This is a genomic window from Pseudomonas sp. HC1(2025), from assembly GCF_058742075.1.
On the sequence record NZ_CP196017.1, the window covers coordinates 131520 to 153202 of the forward strand.

Annotated in this window: 6 protein-coding genes; 3 read left to right on the plus strand and 3 right to left on the minus strand. The window is 58.5% G+C overall.

Annotated features, from left to right (window positions below):
* Positions 1-5 precede the first annotated feature (5 nt).
* Positions 6-716 carry a GntR family transcriptional regulator gene (locus tag ACSSVH_RS00620; protein WP_492633939.1) on the minus strand — a complete coding sequence of 237 codons (711 nt, stop codon included), beginning with the start codon at positions 714-716 and terminating at the stop codon, positions 6-8.
* A gap of 266 nt (positions 717-982) precedes the next feature.
* Here ACSSVH_RS00620 and lapG point away from each other — a divergent pair, with 266 nt between their 5' ends.
* The gene (lapG, locus tag ACSSVH_RS00625) at positions 983-1675 is read left to right on the plus strand and encodes a cysteine protease LapG (protein WP_169957166.1); all 693 of its coding nucleotides are present in this window, start codon (positions 983-985) and stop codon (positions 1673-1675) included.
* Positions 1676-1689: 14 nt separating this feature from the next.
* Positions 1690-3636 (plus strand): cyclic di-GMP receptor LapD, encoded by a 1947-nt coding sequence (gene lapD / locus ACSSVH_RS00630; RefSeq protein WP_169957168.1) that lies wholly within the window; start codon positions 1690-1692, stop codon positions 3634-3636.
* Positions 3637-3650: 14 nt separating this feature from the next.
* On the opposite strand, the gene ACSSVH_RS00635 is transcribed toward lapD, so the two are convergent.
* Together ACSSVH_RS00635 and ACSSVH_RS00640 are read right to left on the minus strand one after the other, a co-directional pair.
* The gene (locus ACSSVH_RS00635; RefSeq protein WP_029300706.1) at positions 3651-3989 is read right to left on the minus strand and encodes a hypothetical protein; all 339 of its coding nucleotides are present in this window, start codon (positions 3987-3989) and stop codon (positions 3651-3653) included.
* Between the two features lie 160 nt (positions 3990-4149).
* Positions 4150-19989, minus strand: coding sequence for a LapA family giant adhesin (locus tag ACSSVH_RS00640; protein WP_492633940.1), 15840 nt, complete (start codon positions 19987-19989; stop codon positions 4150-4152).
* Positions 19990-20329: 340 nt separating this feature from the next.
* Between ACSSVH_RS00640 and ACSSVH_RS00645 the strand changes: the two genes are divergently transcribed.
* A complete protein-coding gene (locus ACSSVH_RS00645) occupies positions 20330-21676 on the plus strand; it encodes a TolC family outer membrane protein (RefSeq protein WP_029298771.1) in 1347 nt (448 codons plus the stop codon).
* Positions 21677-21683 lie beyond the last annotated feature (7 nt).

A 21683-nucleotide genomic window follows, 5' to 3' on the forward strand; every position in this document is an offset into this window, starting at 1 on the left:
AGAAATCAACGCGACCCTTTGTCGTTCTCCTGCTCAAGGCCGTTCAGGTAGTGAGTGATCACTTCCATCCCGCGCATGAGGTGATTGCGCAGGGTCAGTACACTTTCCTCGACCTTTTTCTGCGCGACCAGGGTGAGCAACTCGCGATGGTCCTCTTGGGAAGTTTCGCCCAGCCCCATGGCTTCGAGGTTGAAACGCAGGAACCGCTCCTCCTCGTTCAGCCCGTGCTCTACCAGGCTCAACAACCGCTGGTTGGGAGCCTTGCCATACAATGCCATGTGAAACAGGCGGTTGAGCCGGCCGATTTCGTTGTAGTCGGTTTCGTGCTCAAGGGTGTCGATCAAGGCACCCGCCTGCTCGATATCACTTGTGCCCAGCAATGGGATCGACAAGCGCAGCGCCTCCGACTCCAGGAGAATTCGCAGGGCGTAGGTTTCCGCCGAGTTATCTTCAATCAGCGGGGCGACCACGGCGCCTTTATGGGTGACAACATGCAGCAGCGACTGGGCTTCCAGCTGGCGCAGGGCCTCGCGCACCGGCATACGGCTGACTCCGAACAGGCTGGCCAGCTCTTGCTGGCGCATGGCGGTGCCGCAAGGCAGGCGGCCATCCAGTATGGCGTTGCGCAATGTTTCTTCAATAACGGAGCGGGCGAGGTGAGCGGGAATGGGCCCACTGATCTTGATGCTGCTCAAAGGGTTCGGCTTGTGCGTCACGACTACGCTATCCTCCTTTCTTGTTGGAATGGGTTTTGGCTAATTGGATCCAAAGAACACTAGAGATTGCATGCAGGCTTGTCAAACAGGCAAGGTTTCCCTTTGTAAGCGACTCAACAGCGCGGTTTTTCATCGCACATTATGGCTTGCTGGCGTCTTACAAGGCGCGATTGCTTAAGCTCAGTGATTGCACCGTGCCATTGTCTTTTGCCGACCGACCCTTCACCATCGATTGATTCTCCGTCTCTTTCTACGGACTGAAGCCATTGGCGGTACGTTTTACTCCCTCGCGGATCCTGTGCTGGTTGTTTTCAGCGCTGCTGCTGGCTGGCTTGTTGCCTGGCGGGCTGCATGCCGATTGGGATTTCTCCCAGATCAGCCGGCGTGCCACCACGCTCTATGGGCCACTGGGCGCGGGCCAGCAGCGTATCGATGACTGGCAGCGGCTGCTGGCCACGCAAAAACAAGGCAGCGAGCTGGAGCAGCTCAAGGTGGTCAACCTGTTCTTCAACAAACGGGTGCGCTATGTCGAAGACATCGACCTGTGGAACCAGGTCGATTACTGGGAAACGCCCATCGAAGCCCTGTGGAAGGGCGCCGGCGACTGTGAAGACTATGCCATCGCCAAATATTTCAGCCTACGGCACCTGGGTGTCTCCAGCGACAAATTGCGCATTACCTACGTCAAGGCATTGCGGCAGAATCGCGCCCATATGGTCTTGACCTATTATTCGACGCCAGAGGCCATGCCGCTGGTGCTCGACAGCCTGATCGACGAAATCCAGCCTGCCAGCCAACGGACCGACTTGCTGCCGGTCTACTCCTTCAACGCCGAAGGTTTGTACCTGCCGGGCGCCAAGGGCAACAAAAAGGTCGGCGACACCAAGCGCCTGTCGCGCTGGCAGGATGTGCTGAAAAAAATGCGTGCGGAAGGCTTCCCAGCCGAGCCGGCCAACTAGGAGTAACTGTTCAGATGTCACTGTTCAAACAGCTGTTGATCGCTATCTGTCTGTTCCTGGTGGTCGCTTTCAGCGGCAGCTTCATGGTCAGCCTGGAAAGCTCGCGTACCCAATACGTGAACCAGTTGCGCTCCCACGCGCAGGATGCGGCGACCGCCCTGGCGCTGTCCCTGACGCCCAATATCGACGACCCGGCGATGGTCGAGCTGCTGGTCAGCTCGATCTTCGACAGCGGTTATTACGCCAGCATCCGCGTGATCGACGTGACCAATGACCAGGTCATCGTCGAGCGCAGCGGCATCCCCGACAATAACGGCGTGCCCAACTGGTTCGTCAAGATGATCGGCCTGGAGCCGGCCGGTGGCGACGCCCTGGTCAGCCGTGGCTGGGAGCAGGCGGCGCGGGTCGAGGTGGTCAGCCATCCGATGTTCGCCCTGGCCAAGCTGTGGCAGAGCGCCCTGGGCAGCCTCGGCTGGCTGCTGTTGTGCGGCGCCGTCAGTGCGGTGCTGGGCGCGTTGTTGCTGCGCCGCCAGCTCAAGCCTTTGGACTATATGGTCAAGCAGTCCCACGCCATTGCCCGCCGCGAGTTCCTGAGCCTGCCGGATCTGCCGCGCACCCCGGAACTGCGCCGCGTGGTGCAGGCGATGAACCAGATGGTGGAAAAGCTCAAGGCGCTATTCCAGGAACAGGCCGAGCGCAGCGAAAAGCTGCGGGTGGAGTCCTATCAGGACAACCTCACAGGCCTGGCCAACCGTCGCTATTTCGAGATGCAACTCAACGCGCGGGTCAGCAACCCCGAAGAGACCAGTTCAGGCTACTTGCTGGTGCTGCGGGTCAAGGACCTGGCCGGCCTCAACCAGCGCCTCGGCGGCCAGCGTACCGACCAACTGCTGCAGGCGGTTGGCGAGCAACTGCTGCGCCAGTGCGAGCCGTACCCGGAAACCCACAACCTGGTCACCCGAATCCGCGGTGGCGAATTCGCCGTGCTGGCGCCGGGGCTGATGCGTGAAGAGGCGTTGCAGCTGGCGCAGAACCTGGAAAGCACCTTGCAAAGCCTGCAAGCCACCGGTGCCAGTGATGTGTCGCCGGTCGCTTGTATTGGCCTGGCGCCTTTCAATCACGGTGATTCGCCGCAAGCCCTGCTGACCCTGGCCGACCAGGCGCTGGCCCAGGCCGAGACCCTGGGGGATGTCAGCTGGGTGTGCCTGGACCACAGCGCGGCCGCCAGCGTCGGCGACGATCACCATGCCTGGCACACACTGCTGGACCAGGCGCTGACCCAACAACGCTTCGAGCTGTACTTCCAGCCGGTAGTGGCCACTCAGGATCCGCAACTGATCCTGCATTACAAAGTCCTCTCGCGGCTGGTCGACGACCAGGGTCATACCATCCCCGCCGGGCGCTTCCTGCCTTGGCTTGAGCGCTTTGGCTGGTCGGCGCGCCTAGACCGGGTGATGCTGGAACTGGTGCTCAAACAGATGGCCAGCCACGAGCAGTCGCTGGCCCTGAACCTGTCTGCGGCCACGCTGGCCGACCCGCAAGCGCTGAACCGCGTGTTCGACCTGCTGCGTCAGCATTCCAACCTGGGCCCGCGCCTGACCCTGGAAATCGGTGAAGAGCAACTGCCTGAACAGGCCGTGCTGGAGCAGTTGACCCAGCGTCTGCGGGAACTGAATTTTTCCCTCAGCCTGCAACGCTTTGGCGGGCGCTTCAGCATGATCGGCAACCTGGCGCGCCTGGGCCTGGCCTACCTGAAGATCGATGGCAGCTACATCCGCGACATCGACCAGGAAAGCGACAAGCGCCTGTTTATCGAAGCCATCCAGCGCGCAGCCCACAGCATCGACTTGCCGCTGATTGCCGAGCGGGTCGAAACCGAAGGTGAGTTGCAGGTGATTCGCGAGATGGGGATTTTTGGCGTGCAGGGCCAGCTGTTTGGCGAGCCGGCGCCCTGGCGCTGAGGCCGTGGCCGGCCTCAGATCAGGCCGGTCTCATCATCATTGATCAGGTGGCTCAGGCCACCCAGTGATTCCCGTGCGTTGCTACGGTCCTTGAGCTTGGCTTGGGCAGCCACCGGCAGGTCCGTGAGGTTGATCACGCCTTTTTGGATCAGCACCTGAATCAAGTCTTCCAGCACCCGGATCATCTCCGAGTCACTGTGCTTGAGCTGCTTGAGGCTCAGCTCCGCTTCTTCATTGGCAAACCAGGCCTGGATCTCATGATGATCCGCGGGCAGGGTGCCGGTCGATTCGGCGAAGGCAACCGCTTCGGCGCGAATCAGCTCACCCTGTGCATCACGTTGCACGTAGAACATTGAACATCCCTCATGAGGAGAACTGACGACAGCCTGTCAGCAGCATAGGCCAACGGAGCGCGATTGGGCGTGAGTATGCCGTGCAATCGTTGCCCCATGCCAGTGAACGGTGGCCGCAAATGAATCGGCCGCCTCAAGAGGCGGCCGGGTCATTGGTTCATTAGGTGTGATCGACCTTGATGGTCGGGTCAGCACCACTGATCAACGAATTGATCGTCTGCCCGGACCAGTTGTTACCTTCCAGCTTGATCGTCACATCCGCGTTGGCCAGGCCGCCGGCAGCGTTGAGCTTGCCTTCGGAACTGATCTGCAGCGTGGTCACGTTATCCACCGTGGTCAACTTCAGGAAGTTGTCGATGGTGCTGTCGGTTTCACCTTTGAGCAGGTCGCGCAGGTCGATACGGTCGCCTTCCGAGGCCTTGAAGTCCTTGATCACGTCGTTGCCGACGTCACCGGATCTCCAGACGAAGGTATCGGCACCGGTACCGCCGATCAGGATGTCATTGCCCTGGCCGCCGATCAGCGTGTCGTTACCCGTGCCGCCCAGCAGGATGTCGTTGCCCTTGCCCCCGTCCAGGTAGTCGTTGCCGCCCTGGCCGAACAGGATGTCATCACCCGAGCCACCCAGCAGGGTGTCATTACCGTCCTTGGCACCCGAGGTGTTGAACTCGTTGTAGTGCTCGGTGATGTACTTATGCACATCCTGGCCGGTGACGGCAGCAACCGCCACGCCGTTTTTCCCTGCCACGTAGGACTGGATAGCGTTGTAGCCCTCGCCGGTAATGCCCGGGAAGCTCACCAGGTCGCCAAACAGGATGTCGTTGCCGTCACCCCCATCGACACGGTCGGCACCCGGCAGGGTGGCCTCGCTGCTACCGAGGATGGCGTTGGCCAGATCCTTGGGATCGATGTTGGCTTGTGGCTTGTTATCGCTGTCGTACGGTTTCAACTGATCCAGGCTGACGCCACTGTTGAGGCCGATGGCTTCGACACCGCCGGTGGACAGGCCCTTGAGCAGTGCAAATGCGCTATTGGAGTTGGCGGTGGTGGCGGTGTCGGTATAGTTGCCATAACCGTCGCGCACCGACAGCTCAAAAGTGCCATCCCCTTGGGCGTGGATGACTCCCGGGTTGTACTGCGACCAGCCCCCGTTGTTGATCCAGAGCGTCATTTTCCCGACAGCATCAATATCAATCAGGTGAGTCGAGTCGATAGTGATCCTGGTGGCGGTGCCTAAGGTGTAGTTGTTCATGTTGACGACATCATCCAGCTTGACGTTGCCGTACAAGGTCGGGTTGCCCTGCTCGCTGCGTTGGTAAAACGTCGGCTGGCCATCGGTGATGAAGTACGTTGTGTTGATTGCGCCAGTATTACTGGTCGCCTTGGCACTGTTGAAGAAGTTGGATGCGGCCTTGAACACGTCTTCGTAGTTGGTCCCGCCTTCAGACACCATCGAGTCCAGGACTTTCTGCAGGGCAGCCAGGGCGCCTGGGTCTTTCAGGTTGACCGTAACGGTCTGGTTGACTTGGGAATCGAAGTCGGCAAGGAAGATGTTCACGGTGCCAGAGGTGCTGGAGCCGATACTGTTTTTCAGTGAGTTGAACACGGTGGTCAGCGAGGCTTTCGCCGCCGCCACCGAGTCGTCGCCCATACTGCCCGACGTATCGATCATGAACGCGATGTTGTAGTTCTTGCCCTGGACCACGTTCAGGCCCGAAACGTCCGCCACAATGATGTCGTTGCCACTGGTACCGCTGACGTTGTCATCGCCCGAAGTCGCCGTGCTCCCGCTGTAGGTTGCCGGGTACACCTTGACCGGCAGATTAGCCACGGTTTGGGCCGAGCCGCCGAGGCTTTCGGTGGAGGTCGAGGTCACGGTCAAGTTGTACTGGCCGCTGGTGTAAGGCAGTGGCTTGAGGCTCAAATTATTGAGGTCCCAACCGGTGACATTGACTTCGGTCTGGCCATTGGTGGCCGTGAAGGTATGCCCGGCACCATCGCTGAGCACTGCGCCCACCGGGATGCTGCCAATCTTCACGCTCAGGGTTTCCGAACCGTCGGTATCGGTCAGGCCGGTGGTGACCTTGGTCAGTTTGACCGTGCCGTTTTCCAGCCCTTCGTTGAGCTTGTACGCGTCGTAGTAGCCCTGGCCGTTGGTGCCGTGCAGGTCAGATACCTGCGCGCCGGCGCTGATCAGGTCGTTGATGCCGGTGTAGATCGGCATCGTGGTGTTGCTCAGGTTGGTTGCGGTGCCACCGTTGACCGACAGCTTGAGATCAAAGCTGCCCGGACCTGATTGGTTGGCATGGTAGATATCAATGCTGTAGTAGCCGTTGCTGGTCGGGGTGAACGTCCCGTTGAACTGGCCGGAGTTGGAGCCCCAGGTACCGCTGGCCACATCTTTGCCGCCGATATTGACCAGGATGCTGTCATCGCCGTAGCCGCTGAAGGTGTACGACTTGCCGGCTTCCAGGTAGATCAGGCCGGAGGTCTTCGAGCCGGCACCGCCAGGCACATCGGCAGTAGGTAGGACGGTGGTCGAAACCGTCGTGCTGGTTGGCGTGCCGGCGTTATCGATGGCGTTTTTCAACACGGTCGGCGAGGCGCCGTTGCCGTTGGTGCCCAGGTTCGCAATGCTGTTCCAGCTCTGCTTGGTCAGGCCGACCGACGCAATGTTGTTATCGGCAACGCTCAAGGTCGGCGCATCTGCAACCGGGGTGATGTCGACTTTCACGGTGGTGCTGGTGCCCAGGTCCTTGCCATCGGTTGGCTGGAACTTGAACTGTGCGTAGTCCGCCTGCTTGTTGCCCACACCCGTGCCGCCGTAGCCGTCGGCTCCGGATTCGTTGGCGTTTGGCGTGAAGCGCAACTGGCCGCCGTCGATCTGCGCCTTGGTGAAGGTCTGGCCGGCGGTCACGTTGGTCCAGGTCGTGCCGTCCGCTGCCAGGTACTGCAGCTTGCCGGCCACCGGCAGCTCGGTGATTTTCACCCCGAGGCTGGCCTGCGGGGAATCCACATCGGTGACCCCAAAGTTGGCCCAGGTCAGCTTCAGCGGCGTGTCTTCGGTGCCGGTGACGGCACTGCCAGTGGCAACCGGTGCGTCGTTGACCGCCACTACGTTGACCGTGGTAGTCGCCACGTTCGAGTAGTTGCCGCCATCGGTCACGGTCACGGTGATGGTCCGTGGCGTGGTGCTTGGGTCTTCGCTGCTGTTGCTGAACGTGATGTTCTTGATCTGCAACATGTAGTCAGCCAGCGACGCCGTACCGGTGAGGGTCAGGGTGATCTTGCCGGTGACAGGGTCCGTGACCGGGGTCACGGTAATGCCAGGGACGCTGGTGTAGCTCAACGAATCGTTCGGTTGAGTATTGGTCAGCACCACCGTGGCGCCCGTCAGCTGGGTGCTGTCCGGGTCGGTGATGCGGATGTCGGTGTCAGCAATCGACACGCCAGTGCCGCCTTCGGTGAACGTGGTCTTGAAGTCGTTACCGGTGGCGCCGCTGGAGTTGTTGGCGTCCAGGTCGATGGCCGGTGGTGCGTCGTTGTCGATGATCGACGTTTCGATTTTACCGTTGGTGGTGCTGATAGCCAGGTTCTCGAAATTGCCGCCGGAGGTCCCGGAGATACTGATCTCGAACTTCTCCGTAGGCTCGGTCAGCTTGTCGTCGATGGTCTTGATATCGAACGTCGCGCTGCTTTGGCCGGCCGGAATCTTCACGGTGTACACGCCGTTGAAGTCCGAACCGTCCTGGGCCACGCCTTTATACGAGAGCGTCACCGTGACTTCGGTGGCTGCCGGCTGGGTCAGGTTCAGCGTGTAGTGAGCGGTCTGGCCTTCGGTAACCGAGGTATCGCCCGCGATGGTGATCACGGTGTCGTTCGTCACGTCCGTTACCTTGGTAACCACTGGCGTGCCGACCGGGATCAGGTTTTCATACTTGTCGCCACCGCTGACCACACTAGTGATCTTGGCGGAAATGTCCTTGGCGCCGATGTAGAAATCATTCGGCGCGGTGAAGTTGGCAGTGCTGCTGGTCTTGCCATTACCGATGGTAATGATCAAGTTGTTGTCCAGCTTGATCACCAGGTCGGAACCCACGTTGGTCACGGCCACGCCGTTCTTGTCTACCAAACTTGCGGTGTAGACGATCTGGCCGCCCTCGGCGACGCTGGTGGTGGCTGTCAGCACAACCTTCACATCGTCGATCGTGTCGTTGATCTGCGTCGTTGCGCCATCGCCTGCTACTACGAGTTTTTCGAAGTTGCCACCGTCGGTACCGGTGATCTTGACGGTCTGGGTGCTCTTGTCGATGAACACGTCATCGCCTGGAGCGTCCACTGTCACGGTGCCGACGGTTTCGCCGGCCTTGATGGTGATGGTTTGCTTGTTGTCGAGGGTCAAGGTGACGTCAGTGTCAGCCTTGTTGCTCAAGGTAGCGGTGTAGGTGATCTTGCCGCCTTCGTTGACGGCGCTTGGCGCGGTCAGGGTGACGGTGGTGGTGTTATCGGTGCCTGGGGTATCAGTGACAGTCGTGGTGACCTTGTCGGTATTTGGAACCAGGTTTTCGAAGTGCGCGCCACCGGTGACTTCCTTGATGCCGGTAGTAACGGTTTGGTCGCCTTTGTAGACGTCGTCCGGCGCTACAACCGAAACGGTACCGCTCGACTTGTCCACACCGATGGTGATGACCTGGTTGTTATCCAGAGTCACAGTCACAGGGCTGGTGATGTTGGTTACCGGCGCACCGTTCTTATCCACCAAGGTGGCGGTGTAGACGATCTGGCCGCCTTCACCGACAGTTTTGGTCGCGGTCAGGATCACATCGACTTTGTCGATGGTGTCGTTGATCTGCGTCGTTGCACCGTTGCCCGCAACCACGAGTTTTTCGAAGTTGCCGCCGTCAGTGCCGGTGATCTTGACGGTCTGGGTGCTCTTGTCGATGAACACGTCATCGCCTGGAGCATCCACTGTCACGGTGCCGACAGTTTCGCCGGCCTTGATGGTGATGGTTTGTTTGTTGTCGAGGGTCAAGGTGACGTCGGTGTCAGCCTTGTTGCTCAAGGTGGCGGTGTAGGTGATCTTGCCGCCTTCGTTGACGGCGCTTGGCGCGGTCAGGGTGACGGTGGTGGTGTTATCAGTGCCCGGTGTGTCGGTCACGATGGTGGTGACTTTATCGGTACCTGGAACCAGGTTCTCGAAGTGCGCGCCACCGGTGACTTCCTTGATGCCGGTAGTAACGGTTTGGTCGCCTTTGTAGACGTCGTCCGGCGCTACAACCGAAACGGTACCGCTCGACTTGTCCACACCGATGGTGATGACCTGGTTGTTATCCAGGGTGATGGTCAGTGGACCAGTGGTGTTAGTGACGGGTGCACCGTTCTTATCCACAAGGGTGGCGGTGTAGACGATCTGGCCGCCTTCACCGACAGTTTTGGTCGCGGTCAGGATCACATCGACTTTGTCGATGGTGTCGTTGATCTGCGTCGTTGCACCGTTGCCCGCAACCACGAGTTTTTCGAAGTTGCCGCCGTCAGTGCCGGTGATCTGGACGGTCTGGGTGCTCTTGTCGATGAACACGTCATCACCAGGGGCATCCACCGTCACGGTGCCGACGGTTTCACCGGCCTTGATGGTGATGGTTTGCTTGTTATCGAGTGTCAGGGTGACGTCGGTATCCGCTTTATTAGAAAGCGTGGCGGTGTAGGTGATCTTGCCACCCTCACTCACTTCCGACGGAGCCGTCAGGGTCACAGTCGTGGTGTTATCGGTACCTGGGGTATCAGTAACAGTCGTGGTGACCTTGTCAGTCCCCGGGACCAGATTTTCAAAGTGCTCGCCACCGGCGACTTCTTTAATGCCGGTAGTGACAGTCTGGTCGCCTTTGTACACGTCGTCCGGCGCTACAACCGAAACAGTACCGCTCGACTTGTCCACACCGATGGTGATGACCTGGTTGTTATCCAAGGTGATGGTCAGCGGACCAGTGGTGTTAGTGACGGGTGCGCCGTTTTTATCCACAAGGGTGGCGGTGTAGACGATCTGGCCGCCTTCACCGACAGTTTTGGTCGCGGTCAGGATCACATCGACTTTGTCGATGGTGTCGTTGATCTGCGTCGTTGCACCGTTGCCCGCAACCACGAGTTTTTCGAAGTTGCCGCCGTCAGTGCCGGTGATCTTGACGGTCTGGGTGCTCTTGTCGATGAACACGTCATCGCCTGGAGCATCCACTGTCACGGTGCCGACAGTTTCGCCGGCCTTGATGGTGATGGTTTGTTTGTTGTCGAGGGTCAAGGTGACGTCGGTGTCAGCCTTGTTGCTCAAGGTGGCGGTGTAGGTGATCTTGCCGCCTTCGTTGACGGCGCTTGGCGCGGTCAGGGTGACGGTGGTGGTGTTATCAGTGCCCGGTGTGTCGGTCACGATGGTGGTGACTTTATCGGTACCTGGAACCAGGTTCTCGAAGTGCGCGCCACCGGTGACTTCCTTGATGCCGGTAGTAACGGTTTGGTCGCCTTTGTAGACGTCGTCCGGCGCTACAACCGAAACGGTACCGCTCGACTTGTCCACACCGATGGTGATGACCTGGTTGTTATCCAAGGTGATGGTCAGCGGACCAGTGGTGTTAGTGACGGGTGCGCCGTTTTTATCCACAAGGCTGGCGGTGTAGACGATCTGGCCGCCTTCACCCACGGTTTTGGTCGCGGTCAGCACCACATCGACCTTGTCGATGGTGTCGTTGATGGTGGTAGTCGCGCCATCGCCTGCAACCACGAGCTTCTCGAAGTTGCCACCGTCAGTCCCGGTGATCTTGACGGTCTGGGTGCTCTTGTCGATGAACACGTCATCGCCTGGAGCGTCCACTGTCACGGTGCCGACGGTTTCGCCAGCCTTGATGGTGATGGTTTGCTTGTTATCGAGCGTCAGGGTGACGTCGGTATCCGCTTTATTAGAAAGCGTGGCGGTGTAAGTGATCTTCCCGCCTTCACTCACTTCCGACGGAGCCGTCAGGGTCACTGTCGTGGTGTTATCGGTACCTGGGGTATCAGTAACAGTCGTGGTGACCTTGTCAGTCCCCGGAACCAGATTTTCAAAATGCTCGCCACCGGCGACTTCTTTAATGCCGGTAGTGACAGTCTGGTCGCCTTTGTACACGTCGTCCGGAGCCACAACCGAGACAGTCCCGCTCGACTGGTTCACACCGATGGTGATGACCTGGTTGTTATCCAGAGTCACAGTCACAGGGCTGGTGATGTTGGTTACCGGCGCGCCGTTCTTATCCACCAAGGTAGCGGTGTAAACAATCTCGCCGCCTTCACCCACGGTTTTGGTCGCGGTCAGCACCACATCGACCTTGTCGATGGTGTCGTTGATGGTGGTAGTCGCGCCATCGCCTGCAACCACGAGTTTCTCGAAGTTGCCGCCGTCAGTGCCGGTGATCTGGACTGTTTGGGTGCTCTTATCGATGAACACGTCATCGCCTGGAGCATCCACTGTCACGGTGCCGACGGTTTCGCCAGCTTTGATGGTGATGGTTTGCTTGTTGTCGAGTGTCAGGGTGACGTCGGTATCCGCTTTATTAGAAAGCGTGGCGGTGTAGGTGATTTTTCCACCTTCACTCACTTCCGAAGGAGCAGTCAGGGTCACTGTCGTGGTGTTATCGGTACCTGGGGTATCAGTAACAGTCGTGGTGACCTTGTCAGTCCCCGGAACCAGGTTCTCGAAGTGCTCGCCACCGGCGACTTCTTTAATGCCGGTAGTGACAGTCTGGTCGCCTTTGTACACGTCATCTGGAGCCACAACCGAGACAGTCCCGCTCGACTGGTTCACACCGATGGTGATGACCTGGTTGTTATCCAGAGTCACAGTCACAGGGCTGGTGATGTTGGTTACCGGCGCGCCGTTCTTATCCACCAAGGTAGCGGTGTAAACAATCTCGCCGCCTTCACCCACGGTTTTGGTCGCGGTCAGCACCACATCGACCTTGTCGATGGTGTCGTTGATGGTGGTAGTCGCGCCATCGCCTGCAACCACGAGTTTCTCGAAGTTGCCGCCGTCAGTGCCGGTGATCTGGACTGTTTGGGTGCTCTTATCGATGAACACGTCATCGCCTGGAGCGTCCACCGTCACAGTACCGACGGTTTCGCCAGCCTTGATGGTGATGGTTTGTTTGTTATCGAGGGTCAGGGTGACGTCGGTATCCGCTTTATTAGAAAGCGTGGCGGTGTAGGTGATTTTTCCACCCTCACTCACTTCCGAAGGAGCCGTCAGCGTCACTGTCGTGGTGTTATCGGTACCTGGGGTATCAGTCACGACGGTGGTGACTTTATCGGTACCTGGAACCAGATTTTCAAAGTGCTCGCCACCGGCGACTTCTTTAATGCCGGTAGTAACGGTTTGATCGCCTTTGTACACGTCATCTGGAGCCACAACCGAGACAGTACCGCTCGACTTGTCCACACCGATGGTGATGACCTGGTTGTTATCCAAGGTGATGGTCAGCGGACCAGTGGTGTTAGTGACGGGTGCGCCGTTTTTATCCACAAGGGTGGCGGTGTAGACGATCTGGCCGCCTTCACCCACGGTTTTGGTTGCGGTCAGCACCACATCGACCTTGTCGATGGTGTCGTTGATGGTGGTAGTCGCGCCATCGCCTGCAACCACGAGCTTCTCGAAGTTGCCACCGTCAGTGCCGGTGATCTGGACTGTTTGGGTGCTCTTATCGATGAACACGTCATCGCCTGGGGCATCCACCGTCACGGTGCCGACGGTTTCACCGGCCTTGATGGTGATGGTTTGTTTGTTGTCGAGGGTCAGGGTGACGTCAGTGTCAGCCTTGTTGCTCAAGGTGGCGGTGTAGGTGATCTTGCCGCCTTCGTTGACGGCGCTTGGCGCGGTCAGGGTGACGGTGGTGGTGTTATCAGTGCCCGGTGTGTCCGTCACGATGGTGGTGACTTTATCGGTACCTGGAACCAGGTTCTCGAAGTGAGCGCCACCGGCGACTTCTTTAATGCCGGTAGTGACAGTCTGGTCGCCTTTGTACACGTCGTCCGGAGCCACAACCGAGACAGTACCGCTCGACTTGTCCACACCGATGGTGATGACCTGGTTGTTATCCAAGGTGATGGTCAGCGGACCAGTGGTGTTAGTGACGGGTGCGCCGTTTTTATCCACAAGGGTGGCGGTGTAGACGATCTGGCCGCCTTCACCGACAGTTTTGGTTGCAGTCAGCACCACATCGACCTTGTCGATGGTGTCGTTGATGGTGGTAGTCGCGCCATCGCCTGCAACCACGAGTTTTTCGAAGTTACCGCCGTCAGTGCCGGTGATCTGGACGGTCTGGGTGCTCTTGTCGATAAACACGTCATCGCCTGGAGCGTCCACTGTCACGGTGCCGACGGTTTCACCGGCCTTGATGGTGATGGTTTGCTTGTTGTCGAGTGTCAGGGTGACGTCGGTGTCAGCCTTGTTGCTCAAAGTGGCGGTGTAGGTGATTTTTCCACCTTCACTCACTTCCGACGGCGCCGTCAGGGTCACTGTCGTGGTGTTATCAGTGCCCGGTGTGTCGGTCACGACGGTGGTGACTTTATCAGTGCCCGGAACCAGATTTTCAAAGTGATCGCCACCGGCGACTTCTTTAATGCCGGTAGTGACAGTCTGGTCGCCTTTGTACACGTCGTCCGGCGCTACAACCGAAACGGTACCGCTCGACTTGTCCACACCGATGGTGATGACCTGGTTGTTATCCAAGGTGATGGTCAGCGGACCAGTGGTGTTAGTGACGGGTGCGCCGTTTTTATCCACAAGGCTGGCGGTGTAGACGATCTGGCCGCCTTCACCCACGGTTTTGGTCGCGGTCAGCACCACATCGACCTTGTCGATGGTGTCGTTGATGGTGGTAGTCGCGCCATCGCCTGCAACCACGAGCTTCTCGAAGTTGCCACCGTCAGTCCCGGTGATCTTGACGGTCTGGGTGCTCTTGTCGATGAACACGTCATCGCCTGGAGCGTCCACTGTCACGGTGCCGACGGTTTCGCCAGCCTTGATGGTGATGGTTTGCTTGTTATCGAGCGTCAGGGTGACGTCGGTATCCGCTTTATTAGAAAGCGTGGCGGTGTAAGTGATCTTCCCGCCTTCACTCACTTCCGACGGAGCCGTCAGGGTCACTGTCGTGGTGTTATCGGTACCTGGGGTATCAGTAACAGTCGTGGTGACCTTGTCAGTCCCCGGAACCAGATTTTCAAAATGCTCGCCACCGGCGACTTCTTTAATGCCGGTAGTGACAGTCTGGTCGCCTTTGTACACGTCGTCCGGAGCCACAACCGAGACAGTCCCGCTCGACTGGTTCACACCGATGGTGATGACCTGGTTGTTATCCAGAGTCACAGTCACAGGGCTGGTGATGTTGGTTACCGGCGCGCCGTTCTTATCCACCAAGGTAGCGGTGTAAACAATCTCGCCGCCTTCACCCACGGTTTTGGTCGCGGTCAGCACCACATCGACCTTGTCGATGGTGTCGTTGATGGTGGTAGTCGCGCCATCGCCTGCAACCACGAGTTTCTCGAAGTTGCCGCCGTCAGTGCCGGTGATCTGGACTGTTTGGGTGCTCTTATCGATGAACACGTCATCGCCTGGAGCATCCACTGTCACGGTGCCGACAGTTTCTCCGGCCTTGATGGTGATGGTTTGTTTGTTATCGAGGGTCAAGGTGACGTCAGTGTCAGCCTTGTTGCTCAAGGTGGCGGTGTAGGTGATTTTTCCACCTTCACTCACTTCCGAAGGAGCAGTCAGGGTCACTGTCGTGGTGTTATCGGTACCTGGGGTATCAGTAACAGTCGTGGTGACCTTGTCAGTCCCCGGAACCAGGTTCTCGAAGTGCTCGCCACCGGCGACTTCTTTAATGCCGGTAGTGACAGTCTGGTCGCCTTTGTACACGTCATCTGGAGCCACAACCGAGACAGTCCCGCTCGACTGGTTCACACCGATGGTGATGACCTGGTTGTTATCCAGAGTCACAGTCACAGGGCTGGTGATGTTGGTTACCGGCGCGCCGTTCTTATCCACCAAGGTAGCGGTGTAAACAATCTCGCCGCCTTCACCCACGGTTTTGGTCGCGGTCAGCACCACATCGACCTTGTCGATGGTGTCGTTGATGGTGGTAGTCGCGCCATCGCCTGCAACCACGAGTTTCTCGAAGTTGCCGCCGTCAGTGCCGGTGATCTGGACTGTTTGGGTGCTCTTATCGATGAACACGTCATCGCCTGGAGCGTCCACCGTCACAGTACCGACGGTTTCGCCAGCCTTGATGGTGATGGTTTGTTTGTTATCGAGGGTCAGGGTGACGTCGGTATCCGCTTTATTAGAAAGCGTGGCGGTGTAGGTGATTTTTCCACCCTCACTCACTTCCGAAGGAGCCGTCAGCGTCACTGTCGTGGTGTTATCGGTACCTGGGGTATCAGTCACGACGGTGGTGACTTTATCGGTACCTGGAACCAGATTTTCAAAGTGCTCGCCACCGGCGACTTCTTTAATGCCGGTAGTAACGGTTTGATCGCCTTTGTACACGTCATCTGGAGCCACAACCGAGACAGTCCCGCTCGACTGGTTCACACCGATGGTGATGACCTGGTTGTTATCCAGAGTCACAGTCACAGGGCTGGTGATGTTGGTTACCGGCGCGCCGTTCTTATCCACCAAGGTAGCGGTGTAAACAATCTCGCCGCCTTCACCCACGGTTTTGGTCGCGGTCAGCACCACATCGACCTTGTCGATGGTGTCGTTGATGGTGGTAGTCGCGCCATCGCCTGCAACCACGAGTTTCTCGAAGTTGCCGCCGTCAGTGCCGGTGATCTGGACTGTTTGGGTGCTCTTATCGATGAACACGTCATCGCCTGGAGCGTCCACCGTCACAGTACCGACGGTTTCACCGGCCTTGATGGTGATGGTTTGCTTGTTGTCGAGGGTCAAGGTGACGTCAGTGTCAGCCTTGTTGCTCAAGGTGGCGGTGTAGGTGATTTTTCCACCTTCACTCACTTCCGACGGAGCCGTCAGGGTCACTGTCGTGGTGTTATCAGTGCCCGGTGTGTCGGTCACGACGGTGGTGACTTTATCAGTGCCCGGAACCAGATTTTCAAAGTGATCGCCACCGGCGACTTCTTTAATGCCGGTAGTGACAGTCTGGTCGCCTTTGTACACGTCATCTGGAGCCACAACCGAGACAGTCCCGCTCGACTGGTTCACACCAATGGTGATGACCTGGTTGTTATCCAGAGTCACAGTCACAGGGCTGGTGATGTTGGTTACCGGCGCGCCGTTCTTATCCACCAAGGTAGCGGTGTAAACAATCTCGCCGCCTTCACCCACGGTTTTGGTCGCGGTCAGCACCACATCGACCTTGTCGATGGTGTCGTTGATGGTGGTAGTCGCGCCATCGCCTGCAACCACGAGTTTCTCGAAGTTGCCGCCGTCAGTGCCGGTGATCTGGACTGTTTGGGTGCTCTTATCGATGAACACGTCATCGCCTGGAGCGTCCACCGTCACAGTACCGACGGTTTCACCGGCCTTGATGGTGATGGTTTGCTTGTTGTCGAGGGTCAAGGTGACGTCAGTGTCAGCCTTGTTGCTCAAGGTGGCGGTGTAGGTGATTTTTCCACCTTCACTCACTTCCGACGGAGCCGTCAGGGTCACTGTCGTGGTGTTATCAGTGCCCGGTGTGTCGGTCACGACGGTGGTGACTTTATCAGTGCCCGGAACCAGATTTTCAAAGTGATCGCCACCGGCGACTTCTTTAATGCCGGTAGTGACAGTCTGGTCGCCTTTGTACACGTCATCTGGAGCCACAACCGAGACAGTCCCGCTCGACTGGTTCACACCAATGGTGATGACCTGGTTGTTATCCAGAGTCACAGTCACAGGGCTGGTGATGTTGGTTACCGGCGCGCCGTTCTTATCCACCAAGGTAGCGGTGTAAACAATCTCGCCGCCTTCACCCACGGTTTTGGTCGCGGTCAGCACCACATCGACCTTGTCGATGGTGTCGTTGATGGTGGTAGTCGCGCCATCGCCTGCAACCACGAGTTTCTCGAAGTTGCCGCCGTCAGTGCCGGTGATCTGGACTGTTTGGGTGCTCTTATCGATGAACACGTCATCGCCTGGAGCGTCCACCGTCACAGTACCGACGGTTTCACCGGCCTTGATGGTGATGGTTTGCTTGTTGTCGAGGGTCAAGGTGACGTCAGTGTCAGCCTTGTTGCTCAAGGTGGCGGTGTAGGTGATTTTTCCACCTTCACTCACTTCCGACGGAGCCGTCAGGGTCACTGTCGTGGTGTTATCAGTGCCCGGTGTGTCGGTCACGACGGTGGTGACTTTATCAGTGCCCGGAACCAGATTTTCAAAGTGATCGCCACCGGCGACTTCTTTAATGCCGGTAGTGACAGTCTGGTCGCCTTTGTACACGTCATCTGGAGCCACAACCGAGACAGTCCCGCTCGACTGGTTCACACCAATGGTGATGACCTGGTTGTTATCCAGAGTCACAGTCACAGGGCTGGTGATGTTAGTCACCGGCGCGCCGTTCTTATCCACCAAGGTCGCGGTGTAAACAATCTCGCCGCCTTCACCCACAGTTTTGGTCGCGGTCAGCACCACATCAACCTTGTCGATGGTGTCGTTGATCTGCGTTGTCGCCCCACCCGGTGCGATATCAAGCTTCTCGAAACCGCCACCCACGACGTCCGGATTGATCGTGACGTTGATCGGGCCTGCATCTTTGAATACGTCGTCGCTCGGTGCCTTGGACGTCACCTGGCCGGTCGTCTCGCCCTTGGCGATAGTGATGACGTCACCATTGCTCAAGGTCAGGGTCAGGTCGCTGCCGGCCTTGTTGCTCAAGGTCGCGGTGTAGGTGATGTTGCCACCTTCGTCGGCCTCGCCTGGCGCAGTCAGGGTGACGGTGGTGGTGTCGGTGGTGCCGGGTGTGTCGGTCACGGTGGTGTTGACCGGCGTGGTGCCAGGCACCAGGTTCTCGAAATGCGCGCCGCCGGTCACATTGGTGATAGCGGTGGTGACGGTCTGGTTGCCCTCATACACATCGTTTGGCGCAACAGTGCTGGCAGTGCCCGCGGATTGGCCGACGCCAATGGTGATGGTCTGGCCATTGTCCAGCGTCACGGTCAACGGATTGGTGGTGTTGGTGACCGGGTTACCTGCCTTGTCCACCAGCGATGCGGTGTAGACGATCTGACCGCCTTCGCCCACGGTGGTTGTGGCGGTCAGGACCACATCGACCTTGTCGATGGTGTCGTTGACGGTGGTGGTCGCGCCATCGCCTGCCACTTCCAGTTTTTCGAAGTTACCGCCATTAGTCTCGACGATCTTTACCGTTTGCGTGCTTTTGTCGACAAACACATCATCGCCCGGAGCATCGACGGTGACGGAGCCAACGGTTTCACCTGCCTTGATGACGATGGTCGAACCGTTGTCCAGCTTCAGGGTAACGTCGGTGTCCGCTTTATTGGACAGCGTGGCGATGTAGGTGATCTGGCCGCCTTCGCTGACATCGCCAGGCGCAGTCAGCGTCACCGTGGTGGTGTCGACCGAATCGGTGATGGTGGTGACGGCTGGCGTGGTGTTGGGCACCAGGTTTTCAAAGTTGCCACCGGTTGTGCCGGTGATGGTCGTCGTGACGGTGCTGCCGTTGACGTAGACGTCGTTCGCCGGGGTGTCGACCACTACGGTACCGACGGACTCGCCGGCCTTGATGGTGATCACCGAACCGTTGGACAAGGTCACGGTCACCGGGGTTTGCGCCGGGTTGGTCAGCGTCGCGGTGTAGGTGATCTGGCCGCCTTCGGTGACCGTGTTGGTCGCGGTCAGGGTTACGCCGGTGTCGTCGATCGAGTCGGTAATCGTCGTGACGGCTGGTGTGGTGTTGGGCACCAGGTTTTCGAAGTTGCCACCGGTTGCCCCGGTAATGGTGGTGCTGACCGTACTGCCATTGGTGTAGACATCGTTGGCAGGCGTGTCGACCACCACCGTACCGGTGGACTTACCCGCCTCGATGGTGATGACCGAGCCGTTGCTCAAGGTAATGGTGACAGGCGTCTGCGCCGGGTTGGTCAGCGTCGCGGTGTAGGTGATCTGACCGCCTTCGGTCACCGTTTCGCCTGCTGTCAGGGTCACGGTGGTGGTGTCGATGGTGTCGGTGATCTGGGTAACTGCCGGCGTCGGGTCGACGGTCACGATCAGGTTGTTACCGCCAGTGGTGCCGGTGACGGTGACGCTGATCTGGCCTGGATCGATGTACGGGCTGTCGTTGGGCGCCAGGGGCACATTCACGGAGCCAGTCACCTGGCCGGCCGGGATGGTGATCACCGCGCCGTTGGACAGGGTGACGGTCAGATTGCTGGTGGACGGCTGGGTCACCGTGGCGGTGTAGGTCAGCACGCCGCCGGCTTCGGTGATGGTCGGGGTGGCGCTCAGCGACAGGGTTGACGGCAAAGGTGCTGCCGTGAGGGGATCGGTCGGCTGCCCGCCGAGTTCGTTGGTCAACGCACTAGTACCGAACCCCAGGCCTGCCGTCGGGAAACCAATGGACGGATCAACCGAGCCAGCCGTCTCATTGAGCATCACAAAGCTGTGGCCGCCACCGGCAGCGCCCGTGCCAGAAGCTGTCGCGCCTGCGGCAGTGGCTTCCAGGTCGGTGGTCGGGTCAGCGCCGGCGGCAATGGCCTGCTGCAGTTCGGCAACCGAAGGCGCGGCCTGTGCGGTGGCTTGGCTCAAGTCGGTGCTGGAGTCGGGCGCGTTGGCGCTCCACTGGGTATCACGGCCCAGGTCCAGGGTGCGGCCATCGGCCAGCTCCAGGCTGACGGCGCCCGACATGCCGGTGTCTATCTGGTCGCCGGCGAACAGGCGATCACCCTCAACAAGCACCCGACGGGCGCCTTCCGGAGAAATGACGAAAACTTGGCCAACAATGCTTTTGACGATTGCAACAACACTGCTCATTGAAGATTTCTCCGGCGATCCATTCTGTGGGTGTTCCTGTGGCTGAGACCCTATGGGATTCATCAACCTGGGAAGTGCGTAGTTTATAAAACGGGTGACGTCAAATAATTGGCTATATTTTTTGGCGATTTACTTTATGCCAAACTATTGACCTTATTGGCGCCATCCTAAACAATCGCCTCGCTAATGTCACATTGATATTCACGCGGCGAACCGTCCTACATGTGTGAACCAGTTCCGCTTTTGAACTTTCCGACGTACGGTCATTACGGTAGCCATTTTCTAACGCAGCACGCCAAGTTGCTGTGACTTGAGACAAGAAGTCCTGGGGAATTTTTAAATGCGTTTGCACCTGCTTAAGGCAATACCGTTCGTTCTCGCCGCCAGTTTTGTACAAGCCCAAACCCTGCCCCAGGCCATGCAGCAAGCGCTGGATGTGCACCCGGAGATTCAGGCAGGTGTCAACGCTCGTATTGCTGCCGACTATCAGTTACGTGCGGCCAAGGGCGGTTACCTGCCCCGTGTCGACCTGAACGCCGGTTACGGCCGTGAAGGCACTGACAGTTCTTCCACCCGGGCCCGTGGCGGCCACTGGGACACCCTTAATCGCGGTGAATCGAGCCTGCGCCTGCAGCAAATGGTTTTTGACGGTTTTGCCACCTCCAGTGAAGTTGGGCGTCAACAAGCCACCGTTAACTCCCGCGCTTTCTCGTTGCTTGGCACTTCCGAGCGCACAGCATTGACGGTAGCCCAGGTTTACCTGGACGTCCTGACCCGTCGTGAGTTCGTGCGCCTGGCTGAAGACAACCTGCGCAATCACGAGCGCATCTACGACCAGATCAAGTTGCGCACCCAGCGCGGCGTCGGCAGCGGGGCTGACCTGGACCAGGCCGAAGCCCGTCTGGCCCAGGCCCGCAACAACGTGATCACCGAGCAGACCAACCTGGCCGATGCCCAGACCAACTACCTGAGCGCTGTTGGCCAGGAAGCCGATCAGTTGGAGCGTCCGCCAAGCTTCATGGCGCTGCTGCCAGCAGACCTGAACGAAGCGCGCCGCCAGATGCTGGATAACAGCCCGATCCTGCGTTCGGCCGAATCCGACATCGCCGCCGCCGAAAAACAATACGAAGCCGCCAAGTCTTCCTTCTACCCACGCTTCGACGCCGAGTTGGGCCGCAACGCCGACAACAACATCGACGGCGACGCCAGCCACAACAATGGCTGGGAAGCCATGCTGCGCATGCGCTTTAACCTGTATGCCGGTGGCAGCAACAAGGCTGAGCTGGAGTCCAAGTCCTACCAGTCCAACCAGGCCCTGGATATTCGCAACAACGCCCTGCGTCAATTGAACGAAGAACTGGGCCTGGCCTGGAACGCCATGAACAACGCCAATGCCCAGGTGCCGATTGCCCAGCAATACGTCGACCACAGCAGCAAGGTGCGCGGCGCGTACCAAAAGCAATTCAGCCTGGGCGAGCGGACTCTGCTCGACTTGCTCGACAGCGAGAACGAACTGTTCACCGCTTCGCGTCGTCTGGAAGAGATAAAAAACGTTCAGTTATTTACTCAGTACCGAATCAAGGCGACCATGGGCGAGTTGCTCAAGAGCCAGGGAGTGGTCGCACCGATGGCCTCCGTCGTACAGAACGATGTGAAGCCGAAAGTTCAACTGCCTGGGATGAATTGAGCTATTC

What these genes read in the sequence shown, in the direction of transcription:
- ACSSVH_RS00635 (WP_029300706.1), bottom strand. Translation starts at nt 3,989, where the DNA reads ATGTTCTACGTGCAACGTGATGCACAGGGTGAGCTGATTCGCGCCGAA.
- ACSSVH_RS00640 (WP_492633940.1), bottom strand. Translation starts at nt 19,989, where the DNA reads ATGAGCAGTGTTGTTGCAATCGTCAAAAGCATTGTTGGCCAAGTTTTC.
- ACSSVH_RS00645 (WP_029298771.1), top strand. Translation starts at nt 20,330, where the DNA reads ATGCGTTTGCACCTGCTTAAGGCAATACCGTTCGTTCTCGCCGCCAGT.
- lapD (WP_169957168.1), top strand. Translation starts at nt 1,690, where the DNA reads ATGTCACTGTTCAAACAGCTGTTGATCGCTATCTGTCTGTTCCTGGTG.